This is a genomic window from Aquabacterium lacunae, assembly GCF_004310865.1.
Lineage (GTDB): Bacteria > Pseudomonadota > Gammaproteobacteria > Burkholderiales > Burkholderiaceae_C > Aquabacterium > Aquabacterium lacunae.
The window spans coordinates 16674-34119 of record NZ_SIXI01000006.1; the positions used below are offsets into that span (position 1 = coordinate 16674).

A 17446-nucleotide genomic window follows, 5' to 3' on the forward strand; every position below is an offset into this window, starting at 1 on the left:
GTCAGCCGGGTTCGAGCACGCTGCGGTCCGGGTGTGCCGGGTCGTGGAACACCTTCACACGCGTGCCCACAGGGTAGCGCTCGCACACGGCACGCACCGCCGCTTCATCGGGGTAGTGTCGGGCCATGGCACCCAGGCGTGTGCCCGTGTGAGATTGTCCGCCCACTTCGTAGCGGTAGCGCAGGTCCAGCCGCCACTGAGGGTGGGCGCCTTCCTGGTGAGGGTCTTGCAAATGGGGGAAGGCCTCGCAGCGCTCGATCACGCCGTTGACCGAAGGCCATTGGGTGCTGGCCTGCCGGTCTTGCCAGTTGCGCCAAAGGAAGAGGCCCACGGCCAGCAAGGCGGCCGCCATCACCGCCTTGAACAAGCTGTCGGTGTCCATCAGATTCTGTCCATCAGCGTCGGTCTTTGTGCGGCATCACTCAGGCCACGGCAGGGTTGAGTGTGTAGGTGCCCGTCAAGCTCGCCTGGCCCAGCACATGGCCTGCCATGGCAGCCCGCACGGTGGGGCCTGTGATCGGTCCTTCCAGTGTCAGGGTGGGCACGTCGAGGGCAAACACGGTGAACACATAGCGGTGCAGCAGCGCGTCGTTCCAGGGCGGGCAGGGGCCATCGTAGCCGTAGTAGTCGCCGTTCATGTCGTGGTCATTGGCGAACCACCCGGTGTAGTCGTTCAAGCCATGCCGCCAGGCGTGATCTCCTGCAGGCCGTGGGCCAGGCTTGCCTCGGGTGGTCACGCCCTGGCTGTGGCTGCCTGCAGCAATCTCGCGCAGGTCGGCCGGCAGGTCCAGCACCGTCCAGTGGAAAAAGTCGACGCGGGGCAAGTCAGCCGGTACGGTGCGACCTTCCTGGTTGACATCGTCGCCTCGACTGGGCACGTCGGGGTCGACACACAGCAGCACGAACGAGCGGGTGCCAGAAGGCACATCCGACCAGCTCAGGTGCGGGTTGCGGTTGGCTGACAAAGCCACGTGGTGTTTGGGCTCGATCACGGCAAACGCGAACTCTCCCGGGATGCGTGCGCCATCGGCAAAGCTGTGGCTGTGAAGCTTCATGGAGGCCTCCTTCTGTTCTGCTGGATCCTACCTGAGCGACACCAGGGTGTGGGTGGACTTTTGCGAGCACGCGAGACCACTGGCGGCTACACTGCCCCACATGACGACTTCTCTGCTGGTGGTGCTGTCGAGCTGACGGCGCGGTTCACGATGGACAAGATCGCTGGTAGGTTTGCCCGTGTCCGGTCCTGGGCCACTTGCGCGCTCTGGGCGTGTGGTGTGATGCACGCCCATGCCGACACCGCCACGGTGGCCGTGGCCTCCAGTTTTGCGCCGACCTTTCAGCAACTCGCCTCGGTGTTTGAAGCCGACACCGGACACGCCCTGAAGGTCAGTTCGGGCTCCACAGGCAAGTTCTATGCGCAGATCCGTGCCGGTGCACCCTTTGACGTGCTGCTGGCCGCTGACGACGAAACCCCACGCAAACTGGAAGCCGAGGGCTTCTCGGTCAAGGGACAGCGATTCACCTATGCGCGCGGCAAGCTGGTGCTCTGGAGCCTCCGGCCTGACCTGGTGGACGACCAGGGGCAGGTGCTGAACAAAGGTGGGTTCGCGCGTCTGGCCATGGCCAACCCCAAGGTGGCGCCCTACGGCGCTGCCGCTCTGGAGGTGCTGACTCGCCTGGGCGTGCTGGGGCCACTGTCCGGGCGCATTGTGCAAGGCGAGAGCGTTGCCCAGGCGTTCCAGTTTGTCGCCAGTGGCAACGCCGATCTCGGCTTTGTGGCGCTCTCGCAGCTCAAGGGCGCCGATCGCGCTTGGCAGGGCTCCTGGTGGGTGGTGCCGCCCGACTTGTACACACCCCTGGTGCAAGAAGCTGTGCTGCTCAAGCAAGGTCAGGCCAATGTCGCGGCTCGCGCGCTGATGGGCTTTCTCAAGGGTGACAAGGCGCGAGCCTTGATGCGTGCGCACGGTCATGAGTTCTGACGACTGGCAGGCCTTGTGGCTCACAGCCCGCCTGGCCGGGCTGAGCACCCTGATCCTGCTGGTGCTGGGGACACCACTGGCCTGGTGGTTGGCCACCACCCCGTCACGCTGGAAGGGCCCCTGTGCCGCCGTGGTGGCCTTGCCCCTGGTGCTGCCACCCACCGTGATCGGCTTTTACCTGCTCTTGCTCTTGGGGCCTCAGGGCTTTGTGGGGCAGGCCATGCAGGCCCTCGGCCTCGACTTGCTGCCCTTTACTTTCGGGGGCATTGTCGTGGCCACCGTGCTGCATTCCTTGCCTTTTGTGGTGCAGCCTTTGCAGCAGGCCTTCGAGGCCTTGGGCCCGCGTCCTCGCGAGGTGGCGTCCACCTTGCGCGCCAGCCCGATCGATACTTTTTTCACGGTCGTGCTGCCGCTGGCCCGCCCAGGCTTCCTGACGGCCGCCGTGCTGGGCTTTGCACATGCGGTGGGCGAGTTCGGCGTGGTCCTGATGATCGGCGGCAACATCCCTGGGGCCACTCGGGTGCTGTCGGTGGCCCTGTACGGGCATGTCGAAGCCATGGATCTGGTCCATGCGCACACCCTGGCGGCCGGCCTGGTGGCTTTCGGTTTTGCCGTGATGTGGCTGCTGTATGTGCTCAATGGGCGTGCGACCCGTCGGGCCCATCAGATGAGCCAGCCAGGAGGGTGGCGATGATCACACTGAACCTGCAGCTTGATCAGGGGTCTTTCGGGCTGGATGTGGCCCTGCAGCTGCCGGCCCGTGGTGTCACGGTGGTGCTGGGCCCTTCAGGCTGCGGCAAGACCAGCTTGCTCAGGGCCGTGGCAGGCCTGCAGCGTGCGCGCGGCCGCGTACAGTTGCCGCAAGGTGAGGTGTGGCAGGACGATGCCCAAGGCATCTGGCGCCCTGTGCACCAACGCCCGCTGGGTCTCGTCTTCCAGGAGCCCAGTCTGTTTCCCCATCTCTCGGTGCAGGCCAACCTGCTCTATGGCCACCGTCGTGTGCCAGTGTCTCAGCGCCAGCTGGGCCTTCCTGAAGTGGTTGCCTTGCTGGGCATCGAGCATTTGCTGCATCGTCAGCCAGAAGGCCTTTCGGGCGGTGAACGCCAGCGGGTGGCCATCGGCCGGGCCCTGCTGACCAGTCCTCGCTGGCTGCTCATGGACGAGCCACTGTCTGCGCTCGACTTGGCGCGCAAAGCCGAGCTGCTGCCTTACCTTGAGGCGCTCGCCCGGCGCGGTGTGCCCATCCTGTACGTCACGCATGCGCTGGACGAGGCCGTGCGTCTGGCCGATCATCTGGTGCTGATGCACGAGGGCCGCGTGCAGCTGAGCGGCCCCGCTCACGAGGTGCTGAACCGTCCGGACACGCCGCTCGCCCGGCTCGATGAAGCGTCTTCGGTGGTGATGGGGCAGGTGCTGGCCCACGATGACACCCATGGCCTGAGCCTGCTGGGCTGGGCCGATGCCGGACCCACAGGCCTGTGGATGGGCCGGTGCAACATCCCGGTGGGTGCCCAGGCGCGCGCGCGCGTGCTGGCGCGGGATGTGAGCATCAGCCTGAGTGCGGCCCAGGATTCGAGCATCCTCAACATCCTGCCTGCTCAGGTGCTTCAGCGTGTGGACGAAAGCGCCAGCAGCGTGCTGTTGCAGCTGGCACTGGCAGCACCCGGCCATGACGTGGCCCAAGCACCGCGTGTGCTGGCGCGGCTGACCCGTCGTTCGGTCGAAGCGCTGGATTTGCGTCCAGGTCAGGCCGTGTGGGCTCAGATCAAGGGCGCGGCCTTGATGGGCTGAGCGGTTTCGCACGGGCAGCGCGCCCCACCGGTTGGGGGTCTGAGGCAGGTGCCTGAAACGCATCCAGCAGCAGGTCCAGTGCCGCCAGTACTTCCCGCCGCAGCGGGTCGGGCTGCGTGGGAACAGACCCGGATGGTAGCCACTGCTGCAATTGCCCATCGAGGTGCATGCGCACCAGGCCGTAGGCGCTGGCCCTGAGCAGCAGGGCCATGCGCTGGGGCGGGGCTTTGGGCAGCGCATGCCGAGCTTGTGCAGCCTCGACCAGAGACACGGTCAGGTCACGCATCTCCTTGAAATGAACCATGGCCGATGCAGAGCGCTCAAAGTCCGACAGATTGCGTCGCGACGTGAGTCGGAAAGCGGCTGGCTCGTCCAGTGCCCAGGCCACAAACGCCCGTGCCAGTGCGCGCAGCGGCTCCACCCCCTCGGCAGGGGCGCGCTGCAATTCACGCCGTGCCAGCAGCCTCAGCTTGAGTGTGGCCTCTTCGGCCAGCGCGGTCACCAGAGCCCGCTGGGTGGTGAAGTGTCTGAACGGTGCCGACGGTGACACCGACAGGCGGCGTGCCACCTCCCGCAGGTTGATCTGATCATCGCCTTGTTCCTCGGCCAGTTGAAGGGCCGTGTCCATGATCGCCCGACGCAGGTTGCCGTGGTGATATGTGCGCGCGGGCACGGAAGCTGGCTCCGGAGGTGTGCGTGGCATGGTCCCTGATCGCGTGAATGTGAGCAGTGCATATTCTGACTCGACCGCCATGAAGCGCGCGACCTAGCATGCGCCACTTTGTGACACTGCCGGGAGAGGCAACATGCTGGCATCCAACCGTTGGACCATTTCGACACTGCCCGCCACTGGGCTTTGGCAGGCCCTTGTGGCGAGCGCTTTGCTGCTGATGAGCCTGGGCCTCGTGCTGCCCGATGGCGCACTGGAAGATTGGCGCACTCAGGTGCGCGCCACGGCACGCACCTCATGGTTGTTGTTCATGGGCGTGTTCCTGTCCGCTGGCTGGCCCTCAGAGGCCGCGGCGCACATGCCGGTGTGGCAGGCCAGGCTGGTGCGTCATCGTTCACTGCTGACAGCGTGTTTCATGTGGTCTCATGGGCTTCACGCCATCGGCATTGCCATGCTGGCGGTGCTGGGCACGCCCGAGGAATGGGCGCGTCTGACGCCCACGGCCAGCCGGTGGATCGGTGGGGCTGGTTACGCGGCCATCGGTGTGTGGCTGCTTTGGCGTGTGCGGCGCCAGTCGTCAGGATGGCGAGTGCCTGATGTCGCGGCCCGGTCAGCCTTGTGGCTGGTCTGGGCTGTGTTCTGGCTGGCTTGTGCCAAACGTGCGCCCATGCAGCCCTTGTATGCGCTGCCGGCCCTGGTCATGCTGGCAGCGCTGTGGTGGCGCTGGCAACTTCAGCGCCGCATCGCCGTCACGGCCTCGTCATTCAAACCAGCTGGTTGACGTAGCGGGCGGTCTGGCCTTCAGTTGCCAGTGGCAAGGCTTGTGGCAACCCCTCCAGCAACGCCCTGGACTGGGTTTCACTGAGCGAGAGAGCCTTTTTCAGCAAGGCCAGGCGGACTTCATTGGCCGCATGGGCCTCTTGCAGCATTGCGGCTGCGCTGGCCGCTGCCACGGGTGTGAGTTCCATGATGGGCTCCTGAGATGCACATGCCTGCTCTTCGGCGTCTACCGAGTGCATGCACAGGGTGGCGCAGGGCTCTGCCCAGCGCTTTTTGCGCACTTTGAAGGTGTTTGCCTGATCTCTGGCACTGTCTGATCGGCAGGGCCAGCGTGCAGGACGAACGCAAAAAAAGGCCCTGGGCTTGCGCACAGGGCCTTGTCTGACTTGGCTCCCCGACCTGGGCTCGAACCAGGGACCTACGGATTAACAGTCCGGCGCTCTACCGACTGAGCTATCGGGGAATGGTGTCGGTATGGCTGATCAACAAGTGACCGAGCCAAGAATTTTGGCTCCCCGACCTGGGCTCGAACCAGGGACCTACGGATTAACAGTCCGGCGCTCTACCGACTGAGCTATCGGGGAATCGGTATGGCTGATTGCTGTGCAATCAGCGAAGACCTGAACTATAGCATGAGTTTTCGCGACAAATCAATTTTTCGCGCAGTTGCCACGGGTGGCTGGCGTGGTGCCATCGCACCAGCCACCCCGCAGGCTGCAGTCCGGTCAGAAGTCGATCTGGGCCGTGACCGCCGCCGTGCGAGAGGCCATCGGGATCAGGTACAGGTGGGCAAATTTGTAGGGCGACTCCCGCCAGGCACGGGTGTCCAGCAGGTTTTTGATGCCCAGGTTCCAGGTGATGGTCTGTTCGCCAGCGGTCTGGATGAACTGCGCCCCCAGGTCGAAGCGGTTCCACGACGGGATGTGCAGGGTGTTGGCAGAATCCACGGCGCGACGGCCTTCATGCACCCAGGTCAGGGCCACGCTGGCGCGGGGCAGGGTGGGGAGGTGGTACTGCACCTGGGCACGCACCGAGTGGTCAGGCACATTCACGGGTTGCAACCCACTGATGCCGGCCTGCACACTGCCTTCGCGACGAGCCTTCATCAGCACCGCGCTGCCGTTCAGTTGCACGGCACCCACGCGGTGGCGCACTTCGGCTTCGATGCCTTCGTGGCGCGCGATGCCGTCGAGCTGGTAAGTGGTGGCGCCTGCGCCGTCGGTCACGAAATCACCCATGGGGCGCTTGATGCCGAACAGGTTCACGCTGGCGTAGGTCTGTTGCCACTGCCCCTTGTAGCCCACTTCCAGCTGGCGGCTCTTGGCCACCGGCAGGTAGCTGCCCGGGTTGGTGTAGTTGCTGTGCAGGGTCGAGAAGAAGGGCGACAGCAGGTTTTCGGCACCTTCGCCCCAGCTCACGTAGACCTGCTGTTGCGCAGCGACCTGGTAGCCGATGGCCGCCCAGGGCGTGACCAGGCTGTCGGCGTAGGTCGACACGGCCGAGGCGCCATCACTCAGCCACTGGCTGCGTTCGTAGCGGGTGCTGCGGGCGCCCAGCCAGGTGGTCCAGCGCTCGCTGAGCTGCCAGCTGTCGCGCACGTACACCGAGGTCGAGCGCATGTCACGGTTGTTCTGCGGGGTGGGAAATGCCTTGAAGTCGCTCGCCACCAGTTGCCCTTGAGCGTCGGCCAACCCCATCAGGTCATACACAGCGGTCGGCTGTCGGCTGGATTGATGGGTGCCCGCCAGACCGGCCTGCAGCTCGTGGGTGCCCCAGGCCGCCCATTGGCCCTTCACATGCGTGTCGTATGCCCGGGTCAGGCGGGTTTCGTTTTCGCTGATGTAGTTGTAGATGTCGTGCCTGCCGTCGTCGCAGAAGCGATCGGGCACATACGCCGAGCCGCCCGAGCAACCCAGGGGGAATGCGGCGCGGTCATCGGTGCGCAAGTGCTGCTCGCCATAGCTGCCTTGCCATTGCCAGCCGCTGCCCAGCTGCTGAGTCAGGCGAATGCTGCCGGTGCTGCCTTCGCTCACCATGGGCTGCGAAAAGCCGTGACCGTTCAGGCTCACATCGGGGTCGACCAGGCTGGCATCGACCACGCCATTGGCCCCGAACACGCTGTAGCCCGGCACGCTGTTCTGCCGGCTGCGGTTGTGCTCCAGCTCCACCTCCAGCAGGGTGCCGGGGCCAACACGCCAGTCAGCGGCCACGCCCACGGCATGGGCCTGACCGTCTTGCGGGTGCACGTTGGGACGCAGGGCGCTGAACTGGCCGTGCACGCGCAGGCCGAAGCGTTCCTGTTCGCCGAAGCGGTCGGCCAGATCGAACCCAGCATTCAGGCCGCGGCGGCTGCTCAAGCCCAGTTCCACCGAGCGCACATGACCGGTGGGCCGCTTGACCAGCAGGTTGACCAGGCCACCCGGGGCCGACACGCCGGCCTGCAGCCCACTGGTGCCCTTGAACACTTCCACGCCGGCCTTGTTGCCCAGCGGCAGCACGGTTTCGGCATTGATCGGCAGCCCTTCGCGCAGGTAGTTCTGGGTGTTGTCCAGCTCAAAACCGCGGAGGCTGACGATGCCCCAGTAGCCGCCTGCGTTGTAGGCGTCGCTCATGCTGGCCACCATCGTGGTCAGGTCGGCCAGGCTGGTCACCTGGGCCTGCTTGAGGCTCTGTCCGTCAAAGCGTTCGGCCTGTACCGGCGCTTTCCAGGCAGGCGTGTCCCCCAGACCGCTGATGCTGGCCTGGGCAACCCGTGCACGCGGCGCCACCACCTGGCTGTCGAGTGCGGCGGTGCTCACCAGGGCCGATGAGGTCTGGGCGTTGGCCAGCAGTGCCATGTGGCCCAGGGCCAGGGCCAGCAATTGCACGAAGGGGCGAAGGACCGGTGCGCAGGTCATGTCGGTACAGCTTTCTTGTGGTTCAGGCTCTGCCCAGCCGTTGCAGCAGCAAAGGGCTGGTGGTGGTGTAGAGCAGGTGTTGTGGGGTGTCGGGGTTCAGCAGCGCCGAGGCGGCATGGGCCGCCAGCGTGGCTTCATGGAAGGCGCACAGCAGCAGGCGTTTCTTGCCCGGGTAGGTGTTGATGTCGCCCACGGCGTACACACCCGGTACGCCGCTGGCAAAAGTGGCAGGGTCCACGTTGATCTGCTTGCGGGCCATGGGCAGGCCCCAATCGGACAGCGGGCCCAGCTTGGGGCTCAGGCCCAGTTGCACCAGCAGGTGGTCGGTGGTGTGCACATGGCTGCCATCGGCCTGGGCCAGGTCGATGGCCAGCAGGCGACCATCTGCGGCTTGGTGAACACCCTGGGGCACACCCAACACCAGCTGCACGCGGCCCTTCGCCAGGGCGTCGCGCACCGCAACATCCAGTGCGGGCTCGGCCTGGAACTGATCGCGCCGGTGCAGCAGGCTGATGCGTGCGGGGGCTTGCGCTGGCGGGGCGTCCAGCAGGGTCAGCACGGTGTGCAAGGCTTCGTCGCCGCCGCCTGCCACGGTCAGGTGCTGTCCCGCCCAGGGAGCCGCTCCCAGCAGGTGATGGTGCAGGTTGGCCGGGGCACCGTTCAGCCCAGGCAGGGCCAGCGCACGTGGCACGAAGGCGCCTGCACCGGCGGCCACGAACACGGCCCGGGCCCTGAAGGCCAGGCCCTGATCGGTGTGCAAGGTGAAGCGGTGGGCCCCCAGCGGCACGGTGTCGTCCACGGCCAGCGTGTCGACCTGTTGCCCCAGGTGCATGCGGCTGGCGCTCAGGAAGGGCGCCGCCTGCTCCAGCAGCTGGGCGGTCAGCGAGCGGCCCGTGCAGACGGGCACGCCAGGGATGTCATAGATGGGCTTGTCGGGGTACAGCGCCACGCACTGCCCCCCTGGCTCGGGCAGTGCATCGATCACATGGGCCTGAAGGCCCAGCAGCCCGAGCTGGAAGACCTGAAACAGGCCCGCAGGTCCAGCGCCGATGACGACTGCATCGGTGTGAATCATGGCGTGGCCCGTTTCTGCGTCCTTGTGTCGCTTGCTCAGCGGATCAGCTGGTCCAGCTTGCCGGTCTTGTCCTTCCACTCGTCGGCGGTGGACAGCGCGGCCTTGCGCTTGGTGATGCTGGGCCACTTCTTGGCCAGGTCGGCGTTGATCTGGATGTACTGCTGCTGGTCGCCGGGCACGTCTTCCTCAGGAACGATGGCGTTCACGGGGCATTCGGGGATGCAGACGGCGCAGTCGATGCACTCGTCCGGATCGATCACGAGGAAGTTGGGGCCTTCGCGGAAGCAGTCCACCGGGCACACGTCCACACAGTCGGTGTATTTGCACTGGATGCAGGCTTCGGTGACGACGTGGGTCATGACGGTACTCTTGTAAGTCGAGGTTGAAACTGAGGCGTGATTCTACGAGGCCGGGCCGCATCAGGCGCCGGATTCGCCACACACCGGTAGATGGGTCAAAGGTTGGTCAGGGATTTCGGTGGCACCCGCGCCGACGATGACCAGGGTCGGGCGGCCTGCATGGATGGCCGAGGCCTCATCCAGCGTGGCCACGGTGTGCACGGTGTGGCGCATGTCAGGCCAGCCCGCACGCGACACCACGCTCACCTCGGTGTGGCCCGGCCAGCCGGCATCGAGGAGGCCTTTGCACAAGGGGGCCAGTTGCCGGCCCGCCATGTAGAACACCTCGGTGTCGGCGCGCTGGCCTGGGCCCATGCCGCACTGCAGGTCGCCTGTGCGTGTCATGGCGGTGGTGAAGCTCACACTGCGGCCGGTGCCCCGCCGGGTGAGGGGGCGCTGGGTGGCGGCAGCCGCAGCCAGCGCCGAGGTCACACCCGGGATCACCTCAGAGGCGATGCCATGCTCGCGCAGGGCATGCAGCTCTTCTTCGAGGCGGCCGAACAGCGACGGGTCACCACCCTTGAGGCGCGCCACGATGGCGTCCGGCCCGTGTGTGGCGCCCACAGCCTGCGCATGCTCCACCAGCAGGCGGTTGATGCGGGTCTGGCCGTTGAAATCGCTGCCTTCCTTGCCGGAAAAGCCGCGCTTGCCCACATCCACCCACTGGGCGGAAGGGGCCATGTCACGCAGGCTGGGGTCGGCCAGGGCGTCGAACAGCACCACCTGGGCTTGCGCCAGCAGGCGTGCGCCCCGCACGGTGATCAGATCGGCTTCGCCGGGGCCGGCACCGATGAAGACCACGCGGGCAGCGGTGGGGTTCGACATGGCCATGGCGCTTTACTTCACCAGCAGCGCGCCAGAGGTGCGGTTCGTCGTGGGGTCGACCACGATCAGCGCACCGCCCACGCGGTTGGCGGTGTAGGCCTCGACCGGCAGCGGCTGCTGGGTCTGCACCGTCACGCGGCCGATTTCATTCACGGCCAGCTCTTGCGCGTCGGTGGCTTCCAGCGAGTGGATGTCCAGGCGGCTTTCGATGGCGGTGATGCGGGCCTGCACCCAGCGGTTGCCGTGGCGCACCCAGTACTTGCGGCCAATGGCAGCAGGCTCGGTGTCCAGCCAGGCCAGGGTGGCGCTGAAGCTGTCGGTGGGCTTGATCGAGCCGGGCGTGTGCACCCAGTCGCCGCGCGAGACGTCGACCTGGCGGTCCAGCACGATGCCGGCCGACTGACCGGCTTCACACTGGTCGACCACCAGGGCCGAGTGGCGCACTTCGGCCACGATGGCGGTCTGGCCGCTCGGGAAGATCTGCACTTCGTCGCCAGCCTTCACGCTGCCGTGTGCAATGCGGCCCCACAGGGCGCGGTACTGGTGGCCGGTGCCCGATGCAGAGGCTTCACCTTCGCCGACGCTGTCGCGGGTCACGTACTGCACGGGGTGCAGCAGCGAACCGTCGTGGGCTTCGTCGGCCACGGGCAGCTGTTCCAGCACCTGCAGCAGGGTGGGGCCCTGGTACCAGGGCCAGTTGGCCGACGGCGTGGTCACGTTGTCGCCGCGCAGGGCCGACACGGGGATCACGCCCTTGTTGACGATGCCGGCCTGTTCGGCGAAGGCTTCCAGCGAGGCCTTGACGTTGTTGAACGCGGTCTCGGTGTCTTCTTCGATGGCATCCAGCTTGTTGACGGCGAACACGATCGAGGGCACACGCAGCAGGTGGGCCAGCAGGCTGTGGCGACGGGTCTGCGCCAGCAAGGGCACCGGCGACGCTTTCCAGTCGATCTTGGTGATGTCGACCAGCACCACGGCGGCGTCAGAGCCCGCAGCAGCCGTCACCATGTTGCGGGTGTACTGCTCGTGGCCGGGGGCGTCGGCGATGATGAACTTGCGCGACTTGGTCGCGAAGTAGCGGTAAGCCACGTCGATGGTGATGCCTTGCTCGCGCTCGGCTTCCAGGCCGTCGGTCAGCAGCGACAGGTCGATGGGCGCACCGGCGGCGCGCTTTTCCAGCGCATCGAGCTGGTCAGCCAGGATGGCGCGGCTGTCGAACAGCAGGCGGCCGATCAGGGTGCTCTTGCCATCGTCCACGCTGCCGGCGGTCAGGAAGCGCAGGGCCTTGTGAGCCAGTTCTTCGCCGGCTTCGCAGTGATTCACTTGGGTGCTCATCAGAAATAACCTTCCTTCTTGCGGCGCTCCATCGAGGCCTCGGACGTGCGGTCGTCCATGCGGGTGGCGCCACGTTCGCTCACGGTCACGTGCAGGGTCTCGGCGACGATGTCGGCCGGGTTCTGCGCATCGCTTTCCACAGGGCAGGTGCAGGTCATGTCACCCACGGTGCGGAAGCGAACGTCCACCGTTTCGATGGTTTCGCCTTCCAGGGCCGGCGTCACCTCGGTCACCGGCACCAGCAGGCCCTTGCGGCGGATCACCTGGCGGGCGTGCTTGTAGTAGATGTTGGGCAGCGGGATGCCTTCGCGGGCGATGTAGAGCCACACGTCCAGCTCGGTCCAGTTCGAGATGGGGAAGGCGCGGAAGTGTTCGCCCGGCTTGATGCGGGTGTTGAACAGGTTCCACAGCTCGGGGCGCTGCTCCTTGGGCTGCCACTGGCCGAAGCTGTCGCGGTGCGAGAAGATGCGCTCCTTGGCGCGGGCCTTCTCTTCGTCACGGCGGGCGCCGCCGATCAGGCAATCAAAGCGGTTGTCTTCGATGGCTTCCAGCAGGGTCACTGTCTGGTGGCCGTTGCGCGACTCCAGCGGGTGGGCCAGGCGCACGGTGCCCTTTTTGATCGACTCTTCCATGTGCGCCACGATCAGGCGCTCACCGATCTCGGCCACGCGCTGTTCGCGGAACTCGATCACTTCAGGGAAGTTGTGGCCGGTGTCGACGTGCACCAGCGGGAAGGGCAGCTTGCCTTCCAGCTTGCCCGTGGCCGGGTTCTTCATCTTGAAGGCCTTTTCGGCCAGTTGCAGCACCACGCACGAGTCCTTGCCGCTGGAGAACAGCAGGCCCGGGCGCTCGAAGGTGGCGGCCACTTCGCGCAGGATGAAGATCGCTTCTTCTTCCAGCGCATCCAGGTGGCGGTGGTCCACTTCCGCCAGCAGTTGGTTCACATCACTCATGTTGTACTCGCTCTTGAATCTTCAGGCTGCCGTTCACTTGTGAACGTGCAGGCCGCATTCCTTGGCCTTCTCGTCCTCCCACCACCAGCGGCCGGCGCGGAAGTCTTCACCCACGGCAATGGCGCGGGTGCACGGGGCACAGCCGATGCTGGGCATGAACTGGTCGTGCAGCGGGTTGTAGGGCACGTTGAAGGTCTTCACGTAGTGCCACACATCGCCCCAGGTCCACTCGATCATCGGGTTGAACTTGGCGCGGCCCTTGTCGTCGAGCTCGCGCTCGAGCATGCCACCGCGGTTGTTGCTCTGCTCGCGGCGCAGGCCGGTGATCCAGGCGGTGCGGCCATTCAGCATGCGGGCCAGCGGTTCGAGCTTGCGCACGCCGCAGCAGGCCTTGCGCAGGTCGATGCTTTCGTACATGGCCTTCTCGCCGTTTTTCTGCACGAATTCGATCACGGCCTCTTGCGCTGGCTTGTACACTTCGACCTTCACGCCCTGCGCAGCGTAGTGCTGCTCGATGGTGCCGATCAGCGCCACGGTTTCGGGGTGCAGGGCACCGGTTTCCAGCGTGCCAATCGCGATGTCGATGCCGTGACGGGCAATGAGGTCCGTCACGATCATGTCTTCCACGCCCAGGCTGGTGGCTTGCACCACCTTGCCCGGATGCTCCTGGGCAGCGGCTTGCAGCAGGGCCACGGTCTCGGCCAGCTTGGCCTCGAAATCGGGGCTGGCTTTGGCGTACAGGCCGATGGCCGAACCGGCCGGGGCCGGGCCGCCGAACAACGAAGAAACTTCACTCATGGAGCACTCTCCTGCGCGCCTGGATCAGGCCACGCGGCCGAAGACCGGCTGGGTGGTGTTCACGTCGCCCTGGTAATGGCCGCGGGCCGCGAAGAAGCCCAGCTGGCGCTCGGCAATGGCGCGGTCCTGGTCGGCACGCAGCACCACGGCGTTGAAGCCGCAACGCTGCATCAGGGGCATCATGTCCACCAGCACATCACCCGTGGCGCGGATCTCGCCGCCAAAGCGGTAGCGCGACTTCAGGATGTGGGCTTGGGTGTAGGCGCGGCCGTCGGTCCACTTGGGGAACTGCAGCACCACCAGCGACAGCTTGGACAGGTCGGCTTCCAGCACTTCCACATCGGTGTCGTTGGTCAGGATCACGCCCACGGGCTTGTGGTCGGCGGCGCTCTTGGCAGGCCACTGGTCACGCACGGCGTGCCACTGGGCCAGGGTCAGCAGGCTGTTGGACTTGATGGGCGGATGGTCGATCTGACCGTCTTCGCCGCCCACGGTGTGCCATTGATCGTGATGGGTGTCGATGAATTGCATGAGGGGTCTCCTTCGCAGGCCGATCAGGCGGTTTTGGCGGTCGAGCGGCGGGTGGCGTTGGCGGCGGCCTTGAAGGGCTCCAGACCCAGGCGCTTGACCGCGTCCACGAACTTCTCGCTGCCCTGGCGCTGGGCCTGGTAGGTTTCGATGATGGCTTCGATGGCGTCCTGCACTTCGTCCGCGGCGAACGAGGGGCCGATCACCTTGCCGGCCACGGCAGCCGGCGCATGGGCCGAGCCGTCCGAGCCACCCAGGGTGATCTGGTACCACTCGGTGCCGTCCTTGTCCACGCCCAGGATGCCGATGTGGCCGCTGTGGTGGTGGCCGCACGAGTTGATGCAACCCGAAATGTGCAGGTCGATCTCGCCGATGTCGTACAGCTCGTCGAGGTCTTGGTAGCGCTCGATCAGGGCGTTGGCAATGGGGATGGAGCGGGCGTTGGCCAGGGCGCAGAAGTCACCGCCCGGGCAGGCAATCATGTCGCTCAGCAGGCCGATGTTGGGCGAGGCCAGGGTGGCCGCCTTGGCGGCTTGCCACAGGGCGTACAGGTCTTCTTCGCGCACGAAGGGCAGCAGCACGTTCTGGTCGTGGGTCACGCGCAGCTCACCGCAGCTGAAGCGGTCGGCCATGTCGGCCACGGCTTCCATCTGGGTGTCGGTCACGTCGCCAGGGGCCTGGCCCACGCGCTTGACCGACAGCTGCACGCACTGGTAGCCCTGCACCTTGTGGCCTTCCACATTGCGTTCCAGCCACTTGCTGAACTGCTTCTTGTCGGCATCGGAGGCGTCTGCGGGCAGGCCGTTGCCAGTGGGCACATGGGCCTGCACCGAGGCGGGGTACGCGAAGCCGGCGTTCACACGGTCAAATTCGGCCTGCGGGATGATGTGGGCAGCGCCGTCCACGTCACGCTCCAGGATGTTCTTGAACTCTTCGTTCACCTGGTCGAAGAATTTCTGGCCTTCGGCCTTCACCAGGATCTTGATGCGCGCCTTGTACATGTTGTCGCGGCGGCCGTAGCGGTTGTACACGCGCACGATGGCTTCGATGTACACCAGGATCTGCTGCCACGGCACGAAGGCATTGATCACCGTGCCCGTGATCGGGGTGCGGCCCATGCCACCGCCCACCAGCACGGTGAAGCCCACTTCGCCAGCGTCGTTCTTGACCAGGTGCAGGCCGATGTCGTGCCAGGCCACGGCCGCGCGGTCTTCCTTGGCGCCGCTGATGGCGATCTTGAACTTGCGCGGCAGGAAGGCAAACTCGGGGTGCAGGGTCGACCACTGGCGCAGCACTTCGGCGTAGGGGCGGGCGTCGACGATTTCGTCGGCGGCCACACCCACCTTGGCGTCTGCCGTGATGTTGCGGATGCAGTTGCCCGAAGTCTGGATGCCATGCATGTTCACTTCGGCCAGCAGGTCCATCACCTCGGCGGCCTTGGGCAGCGGGATCCAGTTGTACTGAACGTTCTGGCGGGTGGTGAAGTGGGCGTAGCCACGGTCGAACTCGCGGGCGATGCGGGCGAGCTGGCGCACTTGCGCGCTGGACAGCTCACCGTAGGGCACGGCCACGCGCAGCATGGGCGCATGGCGCTGGATGTACCAGCCGTTCTGCAGGCGCAGCGGGCGGAACTCGTCATCGCCGAGCTTGCCGGCCAGGTTGCGTTCCAGCTGGTCGCGGAACTGGGCCGCGCGCTGGCGAACGAAATGCTTGTCGAAGTCGGTGTACTGGTACATGGTGCGCTGCGAAAAACAAAGAGAAAGACCGCGACAGCCCGAAAGCCCGCGGTCGTGTCAGTCAGCCCAATGCTCGGGCGAGATTGTAAAGGCTGATGCCCGAAATGACCCCGCCCACCAGCATCAGCAGGGTGCGGGTGTTGAGCTTGCGGGTCAGGAAGGCGGCAAACGGCGCGGCGAACAGGCCGCCGACCACCAGGCCCGCCACCGTCGGCCAGGGCGTTTCGGGCACCAGGCTGGCGAACACGCCGGCGCTGGTGAAGGTCAGGAAAAACTCGGCCAGGTTCACCGAGCCGATGGTGGTGCGGGGGTCCTGCCCGGTGCCCACCAGGGTGGTCGTGACCACGGGCCCCCAGCCGCCGCCGCCCACGGCGTCGACGAACCCCCCGAGCAGGCCCAGTTTGGCCACGTGCTTGGGGGTTTCGCGGCGGGGCGTGATCTTCTTGAAGATCTTGCTGACGATGTACAGGCCCATCAGGAACAGGTAGCCCGACACAATGGGTTTGATCACGCTGGAATCGACACTCGACACCACCCAGGCACCGGTGCTGGCCCCCAGGATGCCGGGAATCAGCAGGCGCAGGAACAGCGAACGGTTCACATTGCCCAACTTGATGTGCGAGATGCCCGACACACCTGTGGTGAACACCTCGGCAATGTGCACTGCGGCCGAGGCCACCGCTGGTGACGAGCCCGTGGCCAGCAGGAAAGAGGTGGACGTGATGCCATAGGCCATGCCCAGGGCGCCATCGACGATCTGGGCCAGCAGGCCCACGGCCACGGCCTTCCAGAAGGCGTCGCTGTGCAGAGTGTCCTGGATCAGCGCGAAGCCTGACTCGCCATGTGTGCCGTCGAACAGGCGCGTGCCCAGGTAGCCCAGCACGCCGATCAGCATGAACACGACCGCCCACATGGCGGCGCGCAGCACCGGGTGTGCGGAGGGGTGGGTCACGTCGTCTTCAACCGGCGGCAAGCCCAACGCCTCGTGTTCGGCGTTGATGGCGTTGTCGGTCAGGTCGAGGTTACGGATCTTCATGGCAGGCGCGCTGACTTCAGGAAGGCGCGATCCTACCGATTTGCTTTATATCGACAAACTATTTAAATGAAAAAATCTTATATCCAATTGGAATAAAGGTGTCAGCGCGCCTCGAAGGGGCCGCCCTGAATCAGGCTGCCGGCCTTGATGCCCCGCTTGGCGAACCAGCCCGTGTTCATCTCCAGCACGAAGCGCACGGGCTCTGCCGAGCAGTGGCTGTCTTCGGTCTGAGGCTTCATTTCGTCGACATTGACCACCTTGCCCTGGTCGTTGATGAAGGCGATCGACAAAGGCAGCAGGGTGTTTTTCATCCAGAAGCACTGAACCCCGGCTTTGGGAAACACGAAGATCATGCCGTGGTTGGTGGGCATCTCCTTGCGCCACATCAGTCCGATGGCGTGTTCCTGCGGGGTGCGAGCCACTTCGGCCGTGATCAGGTGCATGCCCGCGCGCAGCGTCGTGGTGGCCAGTTGTTGGGGCTGTCCCATGGGCGCCTGCGCCTGTGCTGGGCTGCTGGCGCTGCCCAGCACCAGTGCACCGGTCAGCGCAAGGGCCGCAAGCACCGTGCGACCTGGGGTGATTCGATCTTGCAACACAATCTGTCCGTTCTCGGTTGATCTGCATCGGGCTTCTGTGTGCCCGGGC

Annotated in this window: 19 protein-coding genes and 2 tRNA genes; 4 read left to right on the forward strand and 17 right to left on the reverse strand. The window is 65.7% G+C overall.

Annotated elements, in window-relative coordinates; translation table 11 throughout:
* Position 1: 1 nt before the first annotated feature.
* Both EYS42_RS13750 and EYS42_RS13755 read right to left on the reverse strand, forming a co-directional pair.
* Positions 2–382 (reverse strand): DUF3592 domain-containing protein, encoded by a 381-nt coding sequence (locus EYS42_RS13750; RefSeq protein ID WP_130968773.1) that lies wholly within the window; start codon positions 380–382, stop codon positions 2–4.
* 40 nt (positions 383–422) lie between these two features.
* The gene (locus EYS42_RS13755) at positions 423–1055 is read right to left on the reverse strand and encodes a YbhB/YbcL family Raf kinase inhibitor-like protein (protein WP_130968774.1); all 633 of its coding nucleotides are present in this window, start codon (positions 1053–1055) and stop codon (positions 423–425) included.
* A 222-nt stretch (positions 1056–1277) separates the two neighbouring features.
* Here EYS42_RS13755 and modA point away from each other — a divergent pair, with 222 nt between their 5' ends.
* From modA to modC, 3 genes are read left to right on the forward strand one after another with little or no spacing between them, the layout of a single operon-like run.
* Positions 1278–1979, forward strand: a complete 702-nt coding sequence (modA, locus tag EYS42_RS13760) for a molybdate ABC transporter substrate-binding protein (RefSeq protein ID WP_130968775.1) — start codon at positions 1278–1280, stop codon at positions 1977–1979.
* Positions 1969–2673, forward strand: coding sequence for a molybdate ABC transporter permease subunit (gene modB / locus EYS42_RS13765; protein ID WP_130968776.1), 705 nt, complete (start codon positions 1969–1971; stop codon positions 2671–2673). The genes modA and modB overlap by 11 nt, the downstream gene beginning before the upstream one ends.
* Positions 2670–3770 (forward strand): molybdenum ABC transporter ATP-binding protein, encoded by a 1101-nt coding sequence (gene modC, locus EYS42_RS13770; RefSeq protein WP_130968777.1) that lies wholly within the window; start codon positions 2670–2672, stop codon positions 3768–3770. The genes modB and modC overlap by 4 nt, the downstream gene beginning before the upstream one ends.
* Here the strand turns inward: modC and EYS42_RS13775 are convergent.
* Positions 3745–4443: a TetR/AcrR family transcriptional regulator gene (locus EYS42_RS13775; RefSeq protein ID WP_165456790.1), complete on the reverse strand. Its 699-nt coding sequence runs from the start codon at positions 4441–4443 to the stop codon at positions 3745–3747. The two genes, modC and EYS42_RS13775, sit on opposite strands and share 26 nt — an antisense overlap.
* 133 nt (positions 4444–4576) lie before the next feature.
* Between EYS42_RS13775 and EYS42_RS13780 the strand changes: the two genes are divergently transcribed.
* Complete coding sequence (locus EYS42_RS13780) at positions 4577–5221, forward strand: hypothetical protein (protein WP_130968779.1); 645 nt, start codon at positions 4577–4579, stop codon at positions 5219–5221.
* Here EYS42_RS13780 and EYS42_RS13785 read toward each other — a convergent pair.
* The 14 genes from EYS42_RS13785 to EYS42_RS13850 form a co-directional block, all read right to left on the reverse strand.
* Positions 5205–5408 carry a hypothetical protein gene (locus EYS42_RS13785; protein WP_130968780.1) on the reverse strand — a complete coding sequence of 68 codons (204 nt, stop codon included), beginning with the start codon at positions 5406–5408 and terminating at the stop codon, positions 5205–5207. The two genes, EYS42_RS13780 and EYS42_RS13785, sit on opposite strands and share 17 nt — an antisense overlap.
* 199 nt (positions 5409–5607) lie before the next feature.
* A tRNA-Asn gene (locus EYS42_RS13790) sits at positions 5608–5683 on the reverse strand.
* 45 nt (positions 5684–5728) lie between these two features.
* Positions 5729–5804: transfer RNA gene (locus EYS42_RS13795), tRNA-Asn, on the reverse strand.
* Positions 5805–5945: 141 nt separating this feature from the next.
* Positions 5946–8117: a TonB-dependent siderophore receptor gene (locus tag EYS42_RS13800; RefSeq protein ID WP_130968781.1), complete on the reverse strand. Its 2172-nt coding sequence runs from the start codon at positions 8115–8117 to the stop codon at positions 5946–5948.
* Positions 8118–8139: 22 nt separating this feature from the next.
* A complete protein-coding gene (locus EYS42_RS13805; protein WP_130968782.1) occupies positions 8140–9192 on the reverse strand; it encodes an NAD(P)/FAD-dependent oxidoreductase in 1053 nt (350 codons plus the stop codon).
* A 35-nt stretch (positions 9193–9227) separates the two neighbouring features.
* The gene (gene fdxA, locus EYS42_RS13810) at positions 9228–9551 is read right to left on the reverse strand and encodes a ferredoxin FdxA (RefSeq protein WP_130968783.1); all 324 of its coding nucleotides are present in this window, start codon (positions 9549–9551) and stop codon (positions 9228–9230) included.
* A 60-nt stretch (positions 9552–9611) separates the two neighbouring features.
* Positions 9612–10415, reverse strand: coding sequence for a uroporphyrinogen-III C-methyltransferase (gene cobA / locus EYS42_RS13815; RefSeq protein ID WP_130968948.1), 804 nt, complete (start codon positions 10413–10415; stop codon positions 9612–9614).
* A gap of 12 nt (positions 10416–10427) precedes the next feature.
* Complete coding sequence (locus tag EYS42_RS13820; protein ID WP_130968784.1) at positions 10428–11750, reverse strand: sulfate adenylyltransferase subunit 1; 1323 nt, start codon at positions 11748–11750, stop codon at positions 10428–10430.
* On the reverse strand, positions 11750–12703 hold the full coding sequence (gene cysD / locus EYS42_RS13825) for a sulfate adenylyltransferase subunit CysD (RefSeq protein WP_130968785.1): 954 nt from the start codon (positions 12701–12703) through the stop codon (positions 11750–11752). The genes EYS42_RS13820 and cysD overlap by 1 nt, the downstream gene beginning before the upstream one ends.
* A 33-nt stretch (positions 12704–12736) precedes the next feature.
* Positions 12737–13501, reverse strand: coding sequence for a phosphoadenylyl-sulfate reductase (locus tag EYS42_RS13830; protein WP_130968786.1), 765 nt, complete (start codon positions 13499–13501; stop codon positions 12737–12739).
* 24 nt (positions 13502–13525) lie between these two features.
* Positions 13526–14032, reverse strand: coding sequence for a DUF934 domain-containing protein (locus EYS42_RS13835; protein ID WP_130968787.1), 507 nt, complete (start codon positions 14030–14032; stop codon positions 13526–13528).
* Positions 14033–14055: 23 nt separating this feature from the next.
* Positions 14056–15765, reverse strand: coding sequence for a nitrite/sulfite reductase (locus EYS42_RS13840; protein ID WP_130968788.1), 1710 nt, complete (start codon positions 15763–15765; stop codon positions 14056–14058).
* A 61-nt stretch (positions 15766–15826) separates the two neighbouring features.
* Entirely contained in the window at positions 15827–16801 is a 975-nt protein-coding gene (locus tag EYS42_RS13845; RefSeq protein ID WP_130968789.1) for a sulfite exporter TauE/SafE family protein, read from the reverse strand.
* A gap of 101 nt (positions 16802–16902) precedes the next feature.
* Positions 16903–17394, reverse strand: coding sequence for a DUF192 domain-containing protein (locus tag EYS42_RS13850; RefSeq protein ID WP_245503650.1), 492 nt, complete (start codon positions 17392–17394; stop codon positions 16903–16905).
* Positions 17395–17446: the final 52 nt, after the last annotated feature.